Here is a 20,655-nt window from a genome sequence, read left to right as displayed (position 1 = left end):
CAAAGGGGTATGGACCTCAGAGTAGCGGTCCGGGAGGGTGGGAACAACCCGCCGACGCAGGGCCGGCGGGTGCTCGGGTTCAGGCCTGCGGTAATGGTGCCGGGCGGCTGAACTGGCGCTGCAGCACAAAGGCAGCAATGGCGGTGCCTATTCCCAGCAGATCGGTGACCAGTCCGCCGGCGATCATCAGGAAGGCGGCGCCGATCAGCAGCGCGCGCACCGGCCAGTTGGCCGCCTGACGCAGGAACCAGGCCTGGACGCCGGCCGACAGCAGGTAGACACCGATGCTGGCGGTGACCAGCGCCTGGGCAATCGCCAGATAGCTGGCGTTCATCAGCAGGGCGCCGTTGTAGAAGAACATGAACGGTACGATGAAGGCCGCCAGGCCAATCTTGAACGAAGCCATCGAGGTCTGCATCGGATTGGCTCCGGAAATCCCGGCGGCGGCGAACGATGCCAGAGCCACCGGCGGGGTAATGGCCGAGACCACCGCGAAGTAGAACACGAAGAAGTGCGCGGTCAGCGGGTCGATACCGAGCTGGATCAGCCCCGGCGCCACCACCGATGCAGCTACCGCATAGGCGGCAGTGGTTGGCATGCCCATGCCGAGAATGATTGAGATCAGCATGGCGAACACCAGCGCCAGCAACTGGCTGGCATCGGCCAGGCCCAGCAGCAGCGAGGAGAACCGCGCACCGACCCCGGTCAGGGCGATGACGCCGACGATCACCCCGGCACAGGCGCAGACCACGATGATCTGGATCGACATGATGCCGGCCAGCTCCAATGCTCGCAGAATGCCGCGCAGCCCCATCTTGTTCGGTGACAGCCAACTGACGACCGCCGCCGCGACCGTGGCCAGGGTACCGGCGCGGATCACCGAGTAGCCGAGAAACAGCGCCACGATCAGAATCAGGATCGGCACGAACAGATACACCTGGCGCAGCAGTTTGGACAGCACTGGCAACTCGTCCTTGCGCATGCCGCGCATGCCGGTCTTGGCTGCCTCCAGATCAACCATGAAGTACACCGAGGCGAAATACAGGATCGCCGGAATCACCGCCGCAATGGCGATCTCGGTATAGGGAATACCGGTGATCTCGGCCATGATGAAGGCCCCGGCACCCATGATCGGCGGCATGATCTGCCCCCCGGTGGAAGCTGCCGCTTCGACCGCGCCAGCGGTCTTTTTGTTGTAGCCAACCTTCTTCATCAGCGGGATGGTCAGCGAGCCGGTGGACACCACATTGCCGGCGCTGGTGCCGTTGATCATGCCCATCAGACCGGAGGCGAAGATCGAGACCTTGGCCGGCCCGCCGCGCGAACGTCCGGCGACCGCGAAGGCGAAGTTGACGAAGTAATCACCGACCTTGGAGGCCTGCAGGAAGGCGGCGAAGATGATGAACAGGATGATGTAGGTCGAGGAGACCGCTGTGGTCGGGCCAAGCACGCCGATGTCGGTATAGACCTGGCTGAAGAAGCGCTGCAGGCTCAGGCCCGGATAGCCAAGAAAGCTCGGCAGGTGTGGGCCGGCAAACACATAGCCAACGAACAGCAGGGCAATGATCACCAGGGCCAGGCCGGCGACCCGGCGGGTCAGTTCCATGATCAGCGCGGTGCCGGCCACGGCGGCGAAGGTCATGCCAACCGGAGCAAATGGCGTGCCGGTACTCATACGCATCGGCGAGTTGAACACCACCAGAAAATAGCCGGCGCTGGCCAGGGCGCAGACGATCAACACCAGATCCGGCAGGCTGAAGCGGCTGCGGCGCTGGCATTGCAGCCAGCCGAGCACGATGCCCACGGCGCTGGCGGCCAGCAGCGGCCAACCGTAATGCCAGACCTCGATCTCGACCGGCACCCGCATGGCGCCGTCCTGCAGCAGCAGGTACATGGCGAAACTTTGCCACAACGCGTACAGCGCCGGCAGCAGGGCCAGCAGTGCGGCGGCGTCCAGCCAGCGCTGGCGCCGCGCTGGGCTGTCACTGAAGCGGCTGCCGGAGAACAGCAGAAAGCCGAGGATCAGGGCACCGGCCACGTGGATGATACGGAAACTCCAGGTTTCCATCGGCGCGATATTCAGGACATAGAGATGGAACGCCGAATAGGCGATAGCCAGCAGCGCAACCGCGCGCAGCAGCCAGCCGTGAAACATCCGGCGATTGCCTTCGACCGGCTCGTCGTCGACGCCTTCAACCAGCACCGGGGCTGGCGGCCGTTCGCTCAGGCGTGGATCTTCAGGGGTATGGGCAGTGGTGGACTGGGTCATGGGACACCTGCAAGGGCTCGATCCACCCCGCGTTGGGCGGGGTGGCAGTGGGCAAGGAATGGGTCGCTTACTTGATCAGGGCCGGGTCGATGCTGTGGCCGTTCTCGGCGAACCAGCGCGCCGCACCTGGGTGCCAGGGCAGCACGCTGTTCTTGTCCAGGTTCTCAGGAATGCTGGTCATCGCGGCCTGATGGATCGAGACCATGCGGGCGTTGTTTTCCATGGTCAGACGGGTGACTTCATAGACGAAGCTTTCCGGCAGATCACAGTTGGCAACCGCGAAGTTCCACATGGCCACGGCGCGGGCATCTTGCTTGAGGGTGTTGTAGGTACCGGCCGGAATGATGAACTCGGAGACCGGGAAGTTGGCGGTCAGTTGTGCCACTTCCTCTTCGCTGAAGGAGATCACGTTGACCGAGGTCTGCACTTCCAGTTGGCTGATGGTCGGAATCGGCACCCCGGCGGCGAAGCCGACCATGCCCAGCAGGCCATCCTGCATCTGCCCACCCAGGTCGGCCCAGCTGCCGTTGCGCCGGCTGAAGTTAGCGCCCAGGGTTTCCAGCATGCGCGGGAAGTAGCTGTCGGCGGTCGAGCCGGCCGGGCCGAAGCCGATCCGGGTACCGCGCGGAATGTCACTGACACTGTTGATCCCGGAGTTGCCCAGCGCCGCCAGCGAGAACGGGGTTTCGAACATCGGGAAGATCGCACAGGCATTGTCCAGCGGCATGCCTGGAGCCAGCGGGCTCTTGCCCTCCAGCGCATCCTGGGCCGGACCCATGGTGGTGAAGCCGAAGGCCAGATCGCCGGTATGCACCAGCGCCATGTTCTGTACCGGACCACCGGTAACCTCGGCACCGGCCGATACTCCAAGTTGTTCGGCGATGAAATTGGCCCAGCCCGAGCCATAGGCGAAATAGGTACCGCCCTGGCTGGCGGTGCCGACCGTAAAGTTGGACGGCCAGCCGCTGCGATCCTGGGCCTGGGTGAGGGTGGTGGTAAGCAGGGCAGTGGCAGACAGACTGGCCAACGCCAGGGTGCGCAGTGTTTTCATGCTGGACTCCAGTTTTTGTGCTTGTTGTATCCGCGGGTCGGGTGTTGACTGCGGAGCTATCACAGGCACTGGAGCAAGGGCTGTGCCACAAGGCTGAAAGTGCTGATGCAGAGAGGTTGGTGGATTTTAGGCGGTTTTTTTCGGGTGGAATCATGCCACTGCTGGAAAGGCTGATGGGTGGAAATCCACCCATCAGGTGTCAGGCTCTGGTCGCGTCATTACACGGTCAGATACTGCTGGATCAGGCTGTCGTCAAGATCGGTCATCGGCCCGTTGGCGACCACCCGGCCACGCTCCATGATGAAGAAATCATCGGCGGCGCGGCGAGCGAACGGCAGTTTCTGTTCCACCAGCAGCACGGTCAGCCCCAGTTCGCTGTTGAGTTTGCGGATCACGTCGCTGATGTCGCGCACGATGTTGGGCTGGATGCCCTCGGTTGGCTCGTCGAGGATCAGCAGCTTGGGGTCGAGCACCAGCGCCCGGCCGATGGCCAGTTGCTGCTGCTGGCCGCCGGACAGGTCGCCGCCGCGCCGGTGTTTCATTTCCTTGAGTACCGGAAACAGCTCATAGATCTGCGCAGGGATCTGCCGGGCACGGTCCTTGCGCGCGCCGAGCGAAATCTTCAGGTTTTCTTCCACCGTCAGCAGCGGAAATATCTCGCGGCCCTGGGGGACGTAACCGATCCCTGCCCGGGCGCGGTTTTCCGTGCTCAGGCGGGTGATGTCCTGACCGTCGAGCAGGATCTGGCCATCGCGGATCGGCAGCAGCCCGGTCACGCACTTGAGCAGGGTAGTCTTGCCCACCCCGTTGCGTCCGAGCAGGCAGCCGCAGGTGCCTTCCTTGAGCTCAAGGTCGAGATCCCAAAGGATGTGGCTCTGGTTGTAGTACTGGTTGATACCCTGGATGCTCAGCACGCTTATTCCCCCAGATAGACTTCGATCACGCGCGGGTCGTTCTGCACCTGATCCATGGTTCCTTCGGCCAGCACGCTGCCCTGGTGCAGCACCGTGACCTTGCGCGCGATCGAGCGGACGAAGGCCATGTCATGCTCGACCACGATCACCGAGTGCTTGCCGGCCAGTGAGGTCAGCAGGTTGGCGGTGTGCTCGACTTCTTCGCCGGTCATCCCGGCCACCGGCTCATCGACCAGCAGCACCCGGGGGTTCTGCATCAGCAGCATGCCTATCTCCAGCCACTGCTTCTGGCCGTGGGACAGCTCGCCGGCGTTGCTGTGGCGCTTGTCGACCAGACCGATCTGGATCAGGACCTCATTGATCCGGTCGCGCTGCTCACCGTTCAACTGGCGGGTCAGGGTGTACCACACGCGCTTATCGGCGGCGGTGGCCAGCTCCAGATTTTCGTAGACGCTGAGCGCCTCGAAAATGGTCGGTTTCTGGAACTTGCGGCCGATTCCGCCACGGGCGATCTGATGCTCTGACAGCTTGAGCAGGTCAATGCGCTGGCCAAAATAGACGCTGCCGGTATCGGGCCGGGTCTTGCCGGTGATCACGTCCATCATGGTGGTCTTGCCGGCGCCGTTGGGACCGATGATGCAGCGCAGTTCGCCGTCGTCGATATACAGGTTGAGGTTGTTCAGCGCCTTGAAGCCGTCGAAGCTGACGCTGACGTCCTCGACGTAGAGAATCGGGCCGTGCCTGGTATCCACCGGTCGCTCGAACTCCGGGGTTGGTAGCATGAAATCGAACACCCGGTCGCGGCGCCAGGTTTCACGGAATTGCGCCAGTGTGGTCATGCCTTGTCTCCCTTGCGGCGTACCAGTTTGTCCAGCAGCCCGACGATGCCCTTGGGTAGCAACAGGGTGACCAGCACGAACAGCGCGCCCAGAATGAACAGCCAGGTTTCCGGCGAGAAGGTGGTGAAGAAGGTTTTGGCATAGTTGACCGAGAAGGCGCCGACAATCGCGCCGAACAGGGTGCCACGCCCACCGGTGGCGACCCAGACCACCATTTCGATCGAGTTCAGCGGCGAGAACTCGCCGGGGTTGATGATGCCGACCTGGGGCACGTAGAGCGCACCGGCCACCGCCGCCAGCATGGCCGAAAACACGAACAGCCAGAGCTTGTAGGACTCGACCTGATAGCCGCTGAAGCGGGTCCGGCTTTCGGCATCGCGGATCGCGATCAGCACCCGGCCCATGCGTGAGGTGACGATGTAACGGCAAGCCAGGTAGCCGAGAATCAGGGCAATGGCCGAGGCGACGAACAGCCCGGCCCGGGTGGTCTTGGCGGTGATGTCGAAGCCGAGGATTTCCTTGAAATCGTTCAGCCCGTTGTTGCCGCCAAAGCCCATTTCGTTGCGGAAGAAGGCCAGCATCAGGGCGAAGGTCAGGGCCTGGGTGATGATCGCAAAATACACCCCGGTGACCCGCGAGCGAAACGCCAGCCAGCCGAACACCAGGGCCAGCAGCCCGGGCACCAGCAGGATCATCAGTGCGGCGAACCAGAACATCTCGAAGCCCTGCCAGTACCAGGGCAGGGTTTCCCAGTTGAGGATCACCATGAAGTCCATCAGCTCCGGGTGACCGTAGACGCCACGGTCACCGATCTGGCGCATCAGGTACATGCCCATGCCGTAGCCACCGAGGCTGAAGAAGGCGCCATGGCCGAGCGAGAGAATGCCGGCATAACCCCAGATCAGGTCGACCGACAGCGCCAGCAGGGCAAAGCACAGAAACTTGCCGAGCAGGGCCACGGTGAAGTTGGAGATGTAGAACGGCGAGTTGGTGGGCAGCGCCAGGTTGCAGATCGGCACGATAATCGCCATCAGCAGCACCAGACCCAGCACCAGCATGCCGCCGCGATCACTGAGTAACAAACGTTGAGTCAGCATAAGTGTCTCTCGTAATGGGGCGTGCGGCTCAGTCAGCCGCCGCCCGGCCCTTCTGCGGGAACAGGCCCTTGGGTTTCTTCTGGATGAACAGGATCAGCATCACCAGTACCAGCACCTTGGCCAGCATGGCCCCGGCATAGGGTTCGAGGAAGTTGTTGATCAGCCCCAGGCTCATGGCGCTGACCAGGGTGCCCCAGAGATTGCCGACCCCGCCGAATACCACCACCATGAACGAGTCGATGATGTAGGCCTGGCCGAGGTTGGGGCCGACGTTGGTGATCTGCGACAGCGCCACCCCGGCGATACCGGCGATACCTGAACCCAGGCCAAAGGTCAGGGCATCGACCCAGCTGGAGCGGACCCCGACTGCCCGGGCCATGGCTCGGTTCTGCGAGACCGCGCGCACCTTGAGGCCGAGGCTGGTGCGCTTCATCACCAGCAGCAGGGCGAAGAACACCATCAGCCCGAACAGCAGGATGTACAGCCGGGTATAGGTGATCGACAGCACCGGGTTTAGGGTCAGGGTGCCGCTGATCCATTCCGGTGAGGTGACCGGGCGGTTGAGCGGGCTGAACAGGCTGCGTACCGCCTGTTGCAGGATCAGGCTGATACCGAAGGTGGCCAGCAGGGTTTCCAGCGGCCGGCCGTAGAGAAACCGGATTACCCCGCGCTCGATGGCGATGCCGACCAGCCCGGCGATGGTGAAGGCAGCCGGAATGGCGATCAGCAGGCTCCATTCGATCAGCCCGGGGAACAGGACCTGCACGCCCCAGGTGGTATAGGCACCGATCATGATCAACTCGCCATGGGCCATGTTGATCACGCCCATGACGCCGAAGGTAATGGCCAGGCCGATAGCGGCCAGCAGCAGGATCGAGCCCAGGCTGAGGCCGAAGAACAGGTTTTCGACGAAGCGATAGAACTGGATCTTGGTCTGGATCGAATCCAGTGCCGACCGGGCGGCGGCGCGCAGCTGCGGATCAGCATCCTGCTCGGCGATCCGGCTCAGAGCGTTGCGTGCCTCGCGTTCCAGCGAGCCGCTGAGGGTGTCGATCGCCTGCAGACGCAGGGTCTGATCGACGCCTTGCAGTTGGTACAGCGCCAAGGCGGTGTCGATGGCATCGCTGACCCGGCCACTATCTTCGATCTGCTGGCGCTCCAGCAGCAGGGCGATGGCGTCGCTGTCGATGCCGTCGCGGATAAACCGGCGTACCGCGTTGTAGCGGACCTCGGCACTGTCATGGCTCAGGTTGAGCTGGGCCAGCAGGCTGCGCAACTGGCTGCGCAGGCTGTTGTTGATCGGGATGCGGCGCAGGTCACTGAGGTCGTCCAGCAGCTCGCCACTGAGGGCATCGAATGTCCGGTTGCCGTCACGGATGACGACCAGCGGCGGGGTATCGCGGTTGGCCTGCAGATTGCCGTCCTGCAAGGCGGTCAGCACATCGATCAGTCGGTCGTGGTCAAGGCTGGCCATTTGCGTCACGGTAGCGGCGCGCTGCTGCAGGCTGCCCTGCGGGAGTTGCTGGACCAGGCTGGCAAAGTCCGGGTCGGCGGGCACGTGCTCGGCTAGCGGGTCGGCCTGTGCGGTCCAGCCCAGGCCCAGACCGGCCAGCAGGATCAGCCATAGTCCGGCAGCGCGCAGCCGTCGCCAGAATGAGTGTAAGGTCATAACCGCAGTCCTGAATCAGGTGCCCGGCAAGTGCCGGGCAGGGTGTCGTGGTTCTGTCTGTCAATGTGGGGCTAAGCTCCACAAGGCGCCCCGGGATGCCCGGGGCGCTCACCGGTCACTGGGTGCTGGTGCCCAGGCAGGTATTGGTTTTGGTGTTGTAGTTGCCGCAGTTGATCGGCGCAGTCCAGTCGGCGATCAGGTCCTTGCTGCCTTCCAGATACTTGGACCAGGCATCGCCTGGAACCAGGTCGTCGGTACGCGAGACTGTCAGGAACTGGCCGTCGTCCTGGATTTCGCCAATCAGTACCGGCTTGGTGATGTGGTGGTTGGCCAGCATAGTGCTGACGCCGCCGGTCAGGTTCGGCACCTGCACGCCGATCATGGCGTCGATGACCGCGTCGGTATCGGTGGTGCCGGCTTTCTCGACCGCCTTGACCCACATGTTGAAGCCGATGTAGTGGGCTTCCATCGGGTCATTGGTGACGCGTTCGGTGTTGCCGATGAACTCGTGCCAGGTCTTGATGAAGGCCTCGTTCTCCGGGGTCTCTTCGCTCATGAAGTAGTTCCAGGCGGCCATGTGGCCGACCAGCGGCGCGGTGTCGATCCCCGAAAGCTCTTCTTCGCCGACCGAGAAGGCCACGACCGGAATGTCTTCGGCCGATACGCCCTGGTTGCCCAGCTCACGGTAGAACGGCACGTTGGCGTCACCGTTGATGGTCGAGACTACCGCGGTCTTCTTGCCGGCGCTGCCGAAGCGCTTGATGTCGGCGACGATGTTCTGCCAGTCGGAGTGGCCGAACGGGGTGTAGTTGATCATGATGTCCGACTCGGCCACGCCATTGGCCTTGAGGTAGGCCTCGAGGATACGGTTGGTGGTGCGCGGGTAGACGTAGTCGGTACCGGCCAGTACCCAGCGTTCGATGCCCAGTTCATCCTTCAGATAATCCACTGCCGGAATCGCCTGTTGGTTCGGCGCCGCCCCGGTGTAGAAGATGTTGCGCGAGGATTCTTCACCTTCGTACTGCACCGGGTAGAACAGGATGCCGTTGAGCTCTTCGACCACCGGCAGTACCGATTTGCGCGAGACCGAGGTCCAGCAGCCGAAGATCGCATCGACCTTGTGCTGCTCCAGCAGTTCGCGGGTACGCTCGGCGAACAGCGGCCAATTCGAGGCCGGGTCGACCACTACCGGTTCCAGTTGCTTGCCGAGCAGGCCGCCTTTCTTGTTCTGCTCCTCGATCAGCATCAGCATGGTGTCTTTCAGGGTGGTTTCGGAAATCGCCATGGTGCCGGACAGCGAATGCAGAACTCCGACCTTGATGGTTTCCGCCTGCACCGCCAGGGCGGTCAGGGCCATGCTGCAGGCCACGCCCAGGGCGCCTGCCTGTTTCACCAGTTTCTTCAATGTCATTGTCGTTCTCCAGATGTGTGCGCGTGTTCAAATCAGGTTTATTGCTGGAACATCGGGTGTGTCTGGCAATGGACCTCCTTGTCGTCGTTGGGCCTGTTCTGCCTCAGGCCTTCTGTTGTTCGCCAGTGGCTTCGGGCCGCTGGCTGGTATTCAGTTTGTTCTGGTGCTGGCGGGCCTCGAAGATCATGTGCAGGGTGATCTTGCGGACCTCGGCCTTGCTTTCCTCGATATGACTTTTAAGCAGCAACTGGGCTTCGTCGGCCCGGCGTTCGAGTACGGTGCGCAGGATCTTGCCGTGCTCGATGTAGGTCGCCTCGATCCGTGGCCGCTGGGTGAAGTCGATCCGGCGGACGATGCGCAGGCGCTCGGTCAGGTCGTGGTGAATCCGGGCCATTTCGGCGTTGCCGGTGGCCTCCACCAGCTTCTGATGAAAGCGCTCGTCAAGCGCGCAGACCCGCGGGCCGTCGTCCAGCCGTTCAGCGGGGGCCACCAGCCAGACCTGTTTGAGTTCTTCCAGGTCTGGCCCCGGCTGCATTTCGCACAGGCGCTTGACCGCCGCCATCTCCAGCACGATGCGTACGTCGTAGAGCTGTTCGTACTGCTCGAAGTCGAACGGTCGAACCTGCCAGCCGCTACGGAACGAGACCGCGACAAAGCCCTCACGCTGCAAGCGGGTCAGGGCTTCGCGCACCGGGGTGCGGCTGGCCTGCATCTGCTCGGCGATTTCGTTCTCGCTGAAGCGGTCGCCCGGCAACAGTTCGAAGTCGAAGATGCTCTGCTTGAGCTGTTGGTAGATCCGCTCGGTCAGGTTCTGCCGGCGTTCGCCGGTGGCTCTTTCCAGTTTCAGCACGCTAATCGTCCGCCTCAGTCTTCAAGAACCAGCAACAGGTCGCCGGCGTTGACCGGCCGTCCCGGTTCACAGTGAATGGCCAGCACCTTGGCGCTGCGGTCGGCGTAGACCGAGAATTCCATCTTCATCGCCTCGACGATCAGCAGCGGCTGATCCGGTTCGACCTGCTGGCCAGGCTCGACCAGCAGTTTCCAGATGTTGCCGCTGATGTCGGCGGTGACGGCGTGGCCGTCGACCTCGATCGGGCCGTCCTGAGTGCGGACCTGCAGGGCCGCGTCAACCTGGGCCTGCTCATCGGCTTGCCACAAGGCCACCTCTTCGCTGAAGGCGGCCTGCTGACGCTGCTTGAAAGCGGTGATGCTGGCGGTGTTGGCGGCAATAAACTGCTCGTGTTCGGCCAGATCGAAATAGCTGTCTTCGATGTGGAGGTTCAGCCGGCCTTCACGGAATGCCTCGCGCTGCTCGGTCAGTTCATCTTCGCTGACCGGGTAGTAGCGCACCTGGTCGAAGAACTTCAGCAACCAGGGCTCGCCGTTGACGAACACCGGGCTCTTGAGGAACTTGTTCCAGATCGGCAGGGTGCGGCCGACCAACTGGTAACCACCGGGTGAGTCCATGCCGTAGATACACATGTACACGCCACCGATGCCGACGGTGCCTTCGGCGGTGTAGGTCCGCGCCGGGTTGTACTTGGAGGTCAGCAGGCGATGGCGTGGATCGACCGGCACCGCGCAGGGCGCACCCAGATACACGTCACCGAGGCCGAGCACCATGTAACTGGCGCTGAACAGGATGTCGCGGACCTGCTCGGCGCTGTCCAGCCCGTTGATCCGGCGCATGAACTCGGTGTTGCTCGGCAGCCAGGGCGCGGTGTCGCGCACCGACTGGCGATAGCGCGCCACGGCATCGAGGGTCGCCGAGTCCTCGTAGGCCATCGGCAGGTGAATGATCCGGCTCGGCACCCGCATGGCGCTGGCGTCCGGCAGCTGGGTTTCCAGCACCAGCAGGCGGTCGACCAGGTCGTGCTGGTGAATCAGCCGGCTGTCGTAATTGATCTGCAACGAGCGCACCCCAGGCGACAGCTCGATGATGCCTTCGATCGGCTGGGCCTTGAGCGCCTCCATCAGCGCATGAACACGCAGGCGCAGGCGCAGGTCGAGTACGTTGGGGCCGTATTCGAGCAGGATGTACTTGTCGCCGGCCTGACGGTAGGCGACTTCCGGGCGGCTGCCCTGCTCGGGCAGCGCGGCGAGGATGCAGGCCGAGAGATTGTGTTCGGGGCGAACCTCGGGCAGCGGCGTTACCGCAGGCTGTTCGGCCAGCTCCTCGATGGCCCGGTCCTGGGCCAGTTCCAGGGCCAGGGCGGTATCGAAGCTCAGGCGCTTGAAACGGATACGGTCACCCGGTTTGACCTGGCCGACTTTCCACAGCTCGGCCTTGACGATGGTCGCCGGGCAAACAAAGCCGCCGAGGCTGGGGCCGTCCTTGGTCAGGATCACCGGCATGTCGCCGGTGAAGTTGATCGAGCCGACCGCATATTCAGTGTCGTGAATGTTCGAGGGGTGCAGCCCGGCTTCGCCGCCGTCGCTGCGGGTCCAGGTCGGCTTGGGGCCGTTCAGGCGGATGCCCAGGCGGTTGGAGTTGTAGTGCACTTCCCAGGCGGTGGAGAAGAACATCTCGATGGCTTCATCGGTGAAGAAGTCCGGCGCGCCATGTGGGCCGTACAGTACACCGATTTCCCATTCCTGCGGATACTCGGGGATCAGCCCGGCCGGGGCCGGTGCCGGCTCGAACAGCGGTGCCGGGGTGGTGCAGGCGGCCAGTGCCGGATTGCTGATCGGCAGCATGTCGGCGGCACGCAGAGTGCGTCCGGCATGGCCGCCGAACTGGCCAAGGGCGAAGGTCGAGCGGCTGCCCAGATAAACCGGTACATCAATGCCGTTGCGCACGGCCAGATAGCTGCGGCAGCCGGTTTCGGCCTTGCCCATGTCCAGCACCTGCCCGGCCTTGACTGTGATCGGGGTCCAGAACGGCAGCGGCTGGCCGTCCAGATGGGCGGCCGAGGCGGCGCCGGTCAGGGCGATTACGGTATCGACATGAAAGCGCAGCTTAGGCCCGATCAGGGTGAACTCCAGCCCGGCAGCACTGTCGTGATTGCCGACGATGCGGTTGCCCAGGCGGAAGGCATAGTCATCCATCGGCCCGGAGGGCGGTACGCCAACGCTCCAGTAGCCGGCCCGGCCCGGATAATCCTGCACGCTGCTGTAGGTGCCCGGTTGCAGTACTTCGATCACCGGTGGCTGGTAGGCGAAGCTGGCCAGACGGTTGGTTGCCACCTCGCCTGCGGCGAAGAACTCGGCATCGATGATCTGGCGCAGATAGTCGAGGTTGCTGGCGATACCGGCGATGCGGGTGGCATTCAGCGCTTCGCGCATTTTGCCGATGGCATCGGCCCGGTCATGGCCGTGGACGATCAGCTTGGCGATCATCGGGTCGTAATAGGGCGAGACCTCGGTGCCGGTGGCGACCCAGGTGTCGATCCGGGCGTGCTCGGGGAACTGCACCTCGGTCAGTACACCGGGCGAGGGCTGGAAGTCGCGCACCGGGTCTTCGGCGTACAGGCGCACTTCGATAGCGGCCCCCTTGGGCTCGATCACCAGCTCATTGAGCGCCGGCGGCTGACCCGCCGCCGTCAGAATCATCCACTCGACCAGATCGACGCCGGTGCAGGCTTCGGTGATCGGGTGTTCGACCTGCAGACGGGTGTTCACTTCGAGAAAATAGAAGGCGTCGCGGGCGGCGTCATAGATGTATTCGACGGTACCGGCGCTACGGTAGTTGACGGCCTTGCCCAGACTGACCGAGGCCTCCAGCAGTTTTTCGCGGGTGGCGGCGGGCAGGTGCGGGGCCGGGGTTTCCTCGACCACTTTCTGGTTGCGCCGTTGCAGTGAACAGTCGCGCTCGCCCAGAGCAATCACGTTGCCCAGGCCATCACCGAAGATCTGGACTTCGACATGGCGGGCGTTGTCGACGAAACGCTCAAGGAACACGCCGCTGTCGCTGAAAAAGTTCTGACCCAGGCGCTTGACGCTCTCGAAGGCATCAATCAGCGCTGCTTCGTCATCACAGCGGGTCAGGCCAATGCCACCACCGCCGGCGGTGCTTTTGAGCATGACCGGATAGCCCAGTTCGCTGGCGGCGCTGCAGGCCTGTTCGACCGAGTCAAGCAGACCGGTGCCCGGCGTCAGCGGTACGCCAGCCTGTTCGGCGATTTCACGCGAGGTGTGCTTGAGACCGAACTGGCGGATCTGCTCGGCAGTCGGACCACAGAAAGCGATGCCGACTGCTTCGCATTGTTCGGAAAAACCCGCGTTCTCAGACAGAAAACCATAACCGGGGATGATCGCCTGGGCACCACACTCAAGGGCCGCGGCGAGAATGCGTTCGGCTTGCAGATAACTGTCGGCGGCACTGTGGCCACCCAGGGCGATGGCTTCGTCGCAGGCGCTGACGTGGGCGCTGTTGCGGTCGGCTTCGGAGTAAATGGCAACTGAGGTGATGCCCATGGCTTTGAGAGTGCGGGCGATGCGGACGGCAATCTCCCCACGGTTGGCGATCAATACTTTGCTGAGCATGGCGTGATCCATCAGGCGGCTATTGGCTGGAGGGAAAGGTCGGGCAGGCCGCATGGAGGGCGAACGCCGGTATGGGGTGTCGCGCCGTCCCTGGGATCGGGGGCAAACTCCTGGTGGTCGATCGAGTCATGCCGTTGTCCTGCTGTTGTGGAATACCGACTTGTATGCAAGCTGGTATTCAGCAGGGAGCGTGCCAGTTTTCGATAAATGGTCAGGAAATACGCTTGCGCCCTTTGGAATCAGGGGGTTGGCTTTTGTTAGTGGGAGATTTCAGAACTGCGCTGAGGGGTGTTATGCACATGGATGTGCACCGTGCGGGGGCGTTGGGGCTCAATGTGGTGCACTGGTATGTGCCCTTGGTCGGGCTTCTCCTGGATTGCTTCAGACCTTTGGTCTTCGCAATGACGTAGCGGCGTTGACTCGGTACAAGGTGTTCCAACCGCAGGTCATCGCGAGGGCCAACGGCCTGTGGCGATCCAGATCTGGCAAGGAAAAAAAAGCCGACCGCAAAGCCCGGTCGGCACAAACGCCAGGTTGGCGCAAGGAGCACTCAGAAGCGGAAGGTCACCCCGCCGACCACGGTGCGCGGGGCGCCGGGGCGGATGCCTTCCTGAATGTCGGCGATATACAGCTTGTCGCTCAGGTTGCGGCCTTGCAGCCACAGGGTGGTGTCCAGCCTGGTCGGCAGCTGGTAGCTGGCCCTGGCCGACCACAGAGTTCGGCCTGGGACCCGACCGGCGTCGTCCTCGCTGCCGGTTACATCCAGCGCCCGGGTATTCTCGATGTCGGTGTAGAAGGCACCGAAGTGGCTGGCGGTGACACTCAGCTGCCAGCCGGCAGCATGCTCGACCCCCAGGGTCAGGCTGCCGACCCGGGTCGGTACTTCCGGTACCTGGTTGCCCTTGAGTGGCCCGTTGCTGAAGCGCGCCTTGGTGAAGTTCAGAGCCAGCTCGGCGAACAGGTTGTAAGGTGAGTTGTAGAAGGCATCGGAGTCGATCCGCGCGCCCAGATCCAGACCATGGACATGCGAGTTGGCGGCGTTGATGAACAGCGCATCACCGAAGCTGTCGACGCTGTCACGGATCAGAGTGTCCTTGATCCGGTTATAGAAGAAGGCTGCGTCCAGGCTAACCCCGCGCAGGGCGTGGCTGCGTACACCGATCTGGCTATTGATGCCGGTTTCCGGCGTCAGCGGGAAGTCATCGGTCCGGGCTGAGGCCGGGGCGTAGCCACGATGGATGCCGGCGTAGATCTCGGTGGCGTTAAAGCCACTGTACAGCAGGCTGATGCCCGGCAGCCAAAGACTGTTGCTGTCCTTGTCACGACTGCCTTCGGCTGAGCTGCCGGGGCGGAAGTTGGTCTTCTTGTACTGGTTGTAGGTCTCGTAGCGCAGGCCTGGGGTAATGGCCCAGTCACCCCAGCTCAGGGTGTTCTGGATAAAACCGGATACCGCCTCGGCATCGTAGCTAACCAGCCGGCCATCGCGGGTGTAACCATCCACGCCGGCACGGGCATAGACATTGCCGCGGTTGCTTTCCTTCAGATATTCACCGGGGCGGCCGACTGGGCGGCGGTCGGCGAAGCGGTGCTTCTCATAGCGCAGCCCGGCCTGCAGCCGATGCTCCAGGCCCAGGGCATGGAGATTGCCGATATCGATGCGGCTGTCGGCACCGAGCGTGTGGTAACGGCGGTCACGGCCTTCCATGACGCCACCCTCACGCGGCGACGTGCCACGAGTCTGGAACCGGGGACGATCCAGCTCAGTGGCGAACACTTTGCTCGACAGCCGCACGTCATTGCTGAGCTGGAAGTTGTGGGTCAGATCCAGTTTGTAGTAGTCCACCGAGATGTTGTTGAACTCTCTGGCTTCATCGAGCTGGCGCTTGCTGCGTGGCTTGTTGCGGTACTCGGCCAGAGAGAGATTGCTCTCGTCATAGCCCTGGCTGCGTTCACGGAAGTAGGTGGCCGAGGTCGCCAGTTGGTGGCGTTCGTTAACCTGCCATTGCAACGCAGCGTAGAAATCGTCGAACTCGTGCTCCTCGACATCAAAGGTGCCGTCAGCCTCCTGGCCAGTGTAGGCGAACACCATGCCTACCGGACCTTCGGTGCGCCGATGCATGAGGTGAACCTGACGGGTGTCCTGGTTGCCAGCGCCCAGTTCGACCTTGGTCTGCGGGGTAGCCGTTGGTTTGAGATTGCGGAAGTTGATGATGCCATGGTTGTTCAGCGGCCCATGGACAATCTGGCCGGCCCCCTTGAGGACCTCAATCTGCTCCAGGCGCTGCATCGGCGGGGTGTAATGGGCGCCAGAGTCCAGATAGGCGCTGTTGTTGATTGACGTACCGTCTTCAAGCAACAGCACTTTGCGCGAACGCCGCGGTGGCGCGCCGCGGATACCGATACCCGAGCGCAGTCCGAGCACGTCATCGTCAATTGTCCTTACCCCAGGCACGAAGTCGAAGGCATCATGCAGGCTGTAGGGCTTGTAGGTATCCAGAGTTTCACGGCTTAGCAGATTGGCAGCCCCGGGCATACCCTGGACCTCGCTGGGAACCAGGCTGCGCACGTCCATCGACGGCAGTTGCAGGGGCTGTTCGCTGGTCTGTGCCAGGGTCAGGCCGGGCAAACAGAGCAGGGCGGTGAGCTTTACCGCCCGAGCGATCGGAGTCAGAGCAGGCATCGTGTGTTCCTTATTATGGATGGCAGATTAGTCACGCCTGCATGCTGACATCCCGGCTGGCCAGGGAATATTGCCCGGGTGTTGGGCTGACGGGCTGCTTTGGTCGCCCTACCTGTGGCGATTGGACTGGGAAAATTTCCCGTCGGCCAGTCTGTGCGATACCCGTCTGCGCAGCTATTTGACCGGCAGCTCTTGACCCCGTGGTCACTTGGTTTTATGGTTCGCCCCGAACGTTGAGGCTGGCACGATCCATACGGCTCAAGTACTGACGACGAGACAGCAAGACCGGGGTTTTCCGGACTTATTGCTTTCGGCGCACGCCTTGGGAAGTAGGCGAACCAAAGTGGGGATACTGATCAGACGTTCGCACCCCCGGGTTGTGTGTTGGCTTATGCGTTCAGAGCGCTTCCGTCGGAGAGCGTCTCCTTTCTGGTTCGTCCGGAGGGAGTGCGCTTGTCTGCCCTGCATCTGATCAGTTCATGTCCTCACGCGGCCCGATCCGAACTTTGCAACTTTGGAGCCGACGCCATGTCCATCAAGCTGGAAGACTATTTCGACCGCGACACTTTTGGTCGCATCAAGGCCTGTGCTGATCAGCACGAAACCCCGTTCCTGGTGGTTGACCTCAAGACCATCGACCGCGCCTACGACGAACTGGTCGATGGGTTTCCATTCGCCAAGGTTTACTATGCGGTCAAGGCCAATCCGGCCAATGAAGTGCTGAGCCTGCTGAAAAGCAAAGGTTCGAACTTCGACATCGCCTCTATTTATGAATTGGAGAAGGTCCTGGCTCTGGGCGTCAAGCCCGAGCAGATCAGCTTCGGCAACACCATCAAGAAGTCCAAGCACATCCGCGCCTTCTATGAGAAAGGTGTGCGCCTGTTCGCCACCGACTCGGAAGCCGACCTGCGCAACATCGCCAAGGCCGCTCCGGGCTCCAAGGTTTATGTACGCATTCTGACCGAAGGCTCGACCACTGCCGACTGGCCGCTGTCGCGCAAGTTCGGTTGCCAGACCGACATGGCCATGGATCTGCTGGTGCTGGCCAAGGAACTGGGCCTGGACCCCTACGGCATCTCCTTCCACGTCGGCTCTCAGCAGCGCGATATAGGTGCCTGGGACGCGGCGATTGCCAAGGTCAAGGTGATCTTCGAGCGCCTGAAAGAAGAAGACGGCATCACCCTGAAGATGATCAACATGGGTGGTGGCTTCCCGGCCAACTACATCACCAAGACCAACACTCTGCAGACCTACGCTGAGGAAATCACCCGCTTCCTGCACGAGGACTTTGGTGACGAGCTGCCGGAAATCATCCTCGAACCGGGCCGCTCGCTGATCGCCAACGCCGGCATCCTGGTCAGCGAGGTGGTGCTGGTCTCGCGCAAGTCGCACACCGCGCTGGAGCGTTGGGTGTACACCGACGTGGGCAAGTTCAGCGGCCTGATCGAAACCATGGACGAGTCGATCAAGTTCCCGATCTGGACCGACAAGAAGGGCGAGCTGGAAGAAGCGGTGATCGCCGGTCCGACCTGCGACAGCGCCGACATCATGTACGAGCACTACAAGTACGGTCTGCCGCTGAACCTGGCGATCGGCGACCGCCTGTACTGGCTGTCTACCGGCGCCTACACCACCAGCTACAGTGCGATCGAGTTCAACGGTTTCCCGCCGTTGGAGGCTTTCTATATCTAACGCGCGCCGCGCTGCGGTGTAGTGCACAAAACCCGCCCCGGAGACGAGGGCGGGTTTTTTGTGGTGAAGTTAGCTGCCGATTTTTTGCTGAGTCAGGGCGCAGCGCTGCTCGATCAGCGAGACAATCTGCTCGATCACCGCATTGCTGGCAAAGTCGTGCCTTGGATCGGACTGGAGTTGCCGGGCTGTGCCGGGTAGTGATTGTGCCAATGCCTGTATGCGCTTTCTGGTCTGTGCCGGGCTAAGCCCTGCCGCTTTGGCGAACTGATCCCAGTGGCGTGCCTGAAGCTCGGTAAAACGGTACCTGCTGCCAATTTTCATTGCCATGCGTGGCGTCAGGGTTGGGTACACAGCGGTCGACAGAGCGTCATAGAGCGGAGCCAGAACCACTGTGCCACCGGTGTACAGCAGTGAGAAGTTCTTTGCGTGTGCATCATGGTTGCCGATCAAGGCATTGAAGATTACGTAGTCGAGCAGGCGCAGGATCTGAGGCGCACTGGGACGTGTAACCCGGCGCAGCAGATCGAAGCATTGCGGCAGGTCAGGGCCGCCTTCGTTCTGGTATTTCAACTCTGGTACCACGCCCAATGCCTGGCAGAAATCCTCCTGATGCAGCCGTTGCCATTGCTCCTGCGCAGTGGCGATCCGGTCATAGCGCTCGACCAGCAGGAACTGTCGTCCCAGCACTCTATGTACTGACGTATGAGCTGCTTTTAGCTGCATGGCTGCTGCCAGTGCCAGACAGAAGCCTTCGTTGAGGACCGTCGCCTCAAGGCTCTGGATCGCGGGCTTGAGGATATGTGTGCTGGGCATCTCATTACGTGGCAAGCCGATACGGGTACCATCAAACACTACCGGCAATTTATCCTGCGCGCCCGCCAGCGATAACCGCAAACCTTCGTTACCCGCTAGCATCGGACGTTGTGGCAGTTCATCGAGGATGGCAGCCAGCTCCTGATCACCCAACCACTGCACATCACCAGTATCGGCGACATTCAGTGGCTGCCCGATTTCCAGCAAGCTGACTGCCCCGGCACATTCACCGCCGATACGCTCAAGCAAGGCAAAATCGTTCTGTCGGGATACCTGAAATTGCTGGGCAATCAGTCGGCGCAACTGTCCCTCGGGCAGCAGCCCGGCAAAAAAGGGGCGGGCTTGTCTATCGTCGAATACTTCGGTTTGCAGGGGCAATGCTGTGGATAGCGGCATGGCATCTGACCGGGACAGCCAGTTGGAGTTATAACGAAAGCTCAGTCTGCCATCGACTAGCCCGAGTATTCCTACCGGTTCCTCAAATAGCCACACTGCCAGTTCATGTGTCATGCTTGTTGCTCCTGACCTGCGGTAAACCTCCGAGCCGCAACTGACCACCCAGTGCATCTATCACACGAAGCACTTTTTCCAATTGCACGGTTGGCTTGCCCGCTTCAAGCTCGACGATAAAACGCACTCCAACCCCCGCCGCCAAGGCCAACTGCGGCTGAGTCAGCCCTAGCTGCTTGCGCGCGGCACGCAATTGATCACCTAGTTGTTCGGTGGTTTGAATGAACATCATGACGTTACCTATTTCCCGTTCAGGAAACTATCTGCCAGAAAAAGTGCAGGTGCAAGGTTTATTTCCCGATCGGGAATTTTCTATTAAAAATGGTCGGTTGCTCTAAAAATATTACCGCTCGGGAAATATTGGTTTTTGTTTTTTGGATTGGATATCTGGTTAAATCGCTTATCCCTTGATTGTTACCTTGTTGTCGGCAGGAGGCTGCTTGTGGGTATGACTAAGAACTGGTCTGCGTCCGAAGTGGAGGCCGCTGTACAGGACTATTTTCAGATGCTGCGCGCAGAGATGGAGGGGCAGCGTGTGAATAAAACCGCGCACAGAGAAGCATTGAGAGAACGGCTGGATGATCGCTCCAATGGTTCGGTTGAGTTTAAGCACCAGAACATTAGTGCTGTCTTAATGGAGCGCAACCTGCCTTACATCGCTGGCTACAAACCGGCGTTAAATTATCAGCGACTGCTCTTGCCCGAAGTAGTTGATGCGTATTTGGAAGCGCACCCGGATATCTGGGAATTGTTTGAGGCAGACACCCGGGCCGTTCCGAAACTGCCGTCTATTACTGACTTGTTGTCTAGGGTGGAGGATGCACCTGCACGGCGCGAGCGCCGTGTGTCGATTGGGGAGACGCGAGCAAGCTATGTAGCGACTGGTGTCGATTATCTCTCATTAGAGGCTAGTAACGCCCAGTTGGGTGAGCTGGGTGAGCAGTTTGTTATCAGTCTTGAAAAAGCGCGCCTGATCTCTTTAGGTAAAGAGTCTTTGGCAGACAAGGTTGAGCAGGTCTCCGACACCATTGGGCCGAGTGCGGGTTTCGATATTCTTTCCTTTGAAGCTGATGGTTCAGACCGCTATATCGAGGCCAAGACTACGAAATACGGTAAGCAGACTCCGTTCTATGTGACGCCGAATGAGCTGCGTTTCTCAGAGAGAAACGCAGCACGTTACCACCTCTATCGTGTTTTCGGGTTTTGAATCGCCCCGGGTTTCATG

Annotated in this window: 14 protein-coding genes; 2 read left to right on the top strand and 12 right to left on the bottom strand. The window is 61.5% G+C overall.

What is annotated here, in order from left to right:
- Window positions 1-79: 79 nt before the first annotated feature.
- From C2846_RS03605 to C2846_RS03555, 10 genes are all read right to left on the bottom strand, one after another.
- Window positions 80-2,269: a TRAP transporter permease gene (locus tag C2846_RS03605; protein WP_119700707.1), complete on the bottom strand. Its 2,190-nt coding sequence runs from the start codon at window positions 2,267-2,269 to the stop codon at window positions 80-82.
- 67 nt (window positions 2,270-2,336) lie between these two features.
- Window positions 2,337-3,320 (bottom strand): TAXI family TRAP transporter solute-binding subunit, encoded by a 984-nt coding sequence (locus C2846_RS03600; RefSeq protein ID WP_119700706.1) that lies wholly within the window; start codon window positions 3,318-3,320, stop codon window positions 2,337-2,339.
- Window positions 3,321-3,538: 218 nt separating this feature from the next.
- Entirely contained in the window at window positions 3,539-4,234 is a 696-nt protein-coding gene (gene urtE / locus C2846_RS03595) for an urea ABC transporter ATP-binding subunit UrtE (RefSeq protein ID WP_080049519.1), read from the bottom strand.
- A 2-nt stretch (window positions 4,235-4,236) separates the two neighbouring features.
- On the bottom strand, window positions 4,237-5,016 hold the full coding sequence (urtD, locus tag C2846_RS03590) for an urea ABC transporter ATP-binding protein UrtD (RefSeq protein WP_095625037.1): 780 nt from the start codon (window positions 5,014-5,016) through the stop codon (window positions 4,237-4,239).
- A 53-nt stretch (window positions 5,017-5,069) separates the two neighbouring features.
- Entirely contained in the window at window positions 5,070-6,170 is a 1,101-nt protein-coding gene (gene urtC, locus C2846_RS03585; protein ID WP_119700705.1) for an urea ABC transporter permease subunit UrtC, read from the bottom strand.
- A 28-nt stretch (window positions 6,171-6,198) separates the two neighbouring features.
- Window positions 6,199-7,839, bottom strand: a complete 1,641-nt coding sequence (gene urtB, locus C2846_RS03580; RefSeq protein ID WP_119700704.1) for an urea ABC transporter permease subunit UrtB — start codon at window positions 7,837-7,839, stop codon at window positions 6,199-6,201.
- A gap of 115 nt (window positions 7,840-7,954) precedes the next feature.
- On the bottom strand, window positions 7,955-9,250 hold the full coding sequence (gene urtA, locus C2846_RS03575) for an urea ABC transporter substrate-binding protein (protein WP_080049523.1): 1,296 nt from the start codon (window positions 9,248-9,250) through the stop codon (window positions 7,955-7,957).
- A 103-nt stretch (window positions 9,251-9,353) separates the two neighbouring features.
- Window positions 9,354-10,091 carry a GntR family transcriptional regulator gene (locus tag C2846_RS03570; RefSeq protein WP_080051664.1) on the bottom strand — a complete coding sequence of 246 codons (738 nt, stop codon included), beginning with the start codon at window positions 10,089-10,091 and terminating at the stop codon, window positions 9,354-9,356.
- 23 nt (window positions 10,092-10,114) lie between these two features.
- Window positions 10,115-13,735 (bottom strand): urea carboxylase, encoded by a 3,621-nt coding sequence (gene uca, locus C2846_RS03565; RefSeq protein ID WP_119700703.1) that lies wholly within the window; start codon window positions 13,733-13,735, stop codon window positions 10,115-10,117.
- Window positions 13,736-14,285: 550 nt separating this feature from the next.
- The gene (locus C2846_RS03555) at window positions 14,286-16,415 is read right to left on the bottom strand and encodes a TonB-dependent receptor family protein (protein WP_119700701.1); all 2,130 of its coding nucleotides are present in this window, start codon (window positions 16,413-16,415) and stop codon (window positions 14,286-14,288) included.
- Window positions 16,416-16,943: 528 nt separating this feature from the next.
- Between C2846_RS03555 and C2846_RS03550 the strand changes: the two genes are divergently transcribed.
- On the top strand, window positions 16,944-18,107 hold the full coding sequence (locus C2846_RS03550) for a type III PLP-dependent enzyme (RefSeq protein ID WP_080049527.1): 1,164 nt from the start codon (window positions 16,944-16,946) through the stop codon (window positions 18,105-18,107).
- Between the two features lie 69 nt (window positions 18,108-18,176).
- Here C2846_RS03550 and C2846_RS03545 read toward each other — a convergent pair whose 3' ends face one another.
- Both C2846_RS03545 and C2846_RS03540 read right to left on the bottom strand, forming a co-directional pair.
- Window positions 18,177-19,430 carry a type II toxin-antitoxin system HipA family toxin gene (locus tag C2846_RS03545; RefSeq protein WP_119700700.1) on the bottom strand — a complete coding sequence of 418 codons (1,254 nt, stop codon included), beginning with the start codon at window positions 19,428-19,430 and terminating at the stop codon, window positions 18,177-18,179.
- A complete protein-coding gene (locus tag C2846_RS03540) occupies window positions 19,420-19,662 on the bottom strand; it encodes a helix-turn-helix transcriptional regulator (protein ID WP_119700699.1) in 243 nt (80 codons plus the stop codon). Before C2846_RS03540 ends, C2846_RS03545 begins: the two co-directional genes overlap by 11 nt.
- A gap of 216 nt (window positions 19,663-19,878) precedes the next feature.
- Here C2846_RS03540 and C2846_RS03535 point away from each other — a divergent pair, with 216 nt between their 5' ends.
- Window positions 19,879-20,637 carry a protein NO VEIN domain-containing protein gene (locus tag C2846_RS03535; RefSeq protein ID WP_119700698.1) on the top strand — a complete coding sequence of 253 codons (759 nt, stop codon included), beginning with the start codon at window positions 19,879-19,881 and terminating at the stop codon, window positions 20,635-20,637.
- Window positions 20,638-20,655: the final 18 nt, after the last annotated feature.

It is taken from the genome of Pseudomonas jilinensis (genome assembly GCF_003586265.1).
GTDB classification, from domain to species: Bacteria; Pseudomonadota; Gammaproteobacteria; order Pseudomonadales; family Pseudomonadaceae; genus Halopseudomonas; species Halopseudomonas phragmitis.
The sequence above is the reverse complement of the archived record's forward strand: the minus strand, read 5'-3'. Positions and strand labels throughout refer to the sequence as shown.

Coding starts and splice junctions, on each gene's coding strand:
- C2846_RS03605 (WP_119700707.1), bottom strand. CDS start 2,269: ATGACCCAGTCCACCACTGCCCATACCCCTGAAGATCCACGCCTGAGC.
- C2846_RS03600 (WP_119700706.1), bottom strand. CDS start 3,320: ATGAAAACACTGCGCACCCTGGCGTTGGCCAGTCTGTCTGCCACTGCC.
- urtD (WP_095625037.1), bottom strand. CDS start 5,016: ATGCTACCAACCCCGGAGTTCGAGCGACCGGTGGATACCAGGCACGGC.
- urtC (WP_119700705.1), bottom strand. CDS start 6,170: ATGCTGACTCAACGTTTGTTACTCAGTGATCGCGGCGGCATGCTGGTG.
- urtB (WP_119700704.1), bottom strand. CDS start 7,839: ATGACCTTACACTCATTCTGGCGACGGCTGCGCGCTGCCGGACTATGG.
- urtA (WP_080049523.1), bottom strand. CDS start 9,250: ATGACATTGAAGAAACTGGTGAAACAGGCAGGCGCCCTGGGCGTGGCC.
- uca (WP_119700703.1), bottom strand. CDS start 13,735: ATGCTCAGCAAAGTATTGATCGCCAACCGTGGGGAGATTGCCGTCCGC.
- C2846_RS03555 (WP_119700701.1), bottom strand. CDS start 16,415: ATGCCTGCTCTGACTCCGATCGCTCGGGCGGTAAAGCTCACCGCCCTG.
- C2846_RS03550 (WP_080049527.1), top strand. CDS start 16,944: ATGTCCATCAAGCTGGAAGACTATTTCGACCGCGACACTTTTGGTCGC.
- C2846_RS03545 (WP_119700700.1), bottom strand. CDS start 19,430: ATGACACATGAACTGGCAGTGTGGCTATTTGAGGAACCGGTAGGAATA.
- C2846_RS03540 (WP_119700699.1), bottom strand. CDS start 19,662: ATGATGTTCATTCAAACCACCGAACAACTAGGTGATCAATTGCGTGCC.
- C2846_RS03535 (WP_119700698.1), top strand. CDS start 19,879: ATGACTAAGAACTGGTCTGCGTCCGAAGTGGAGGCCGCTGTACAGGAC.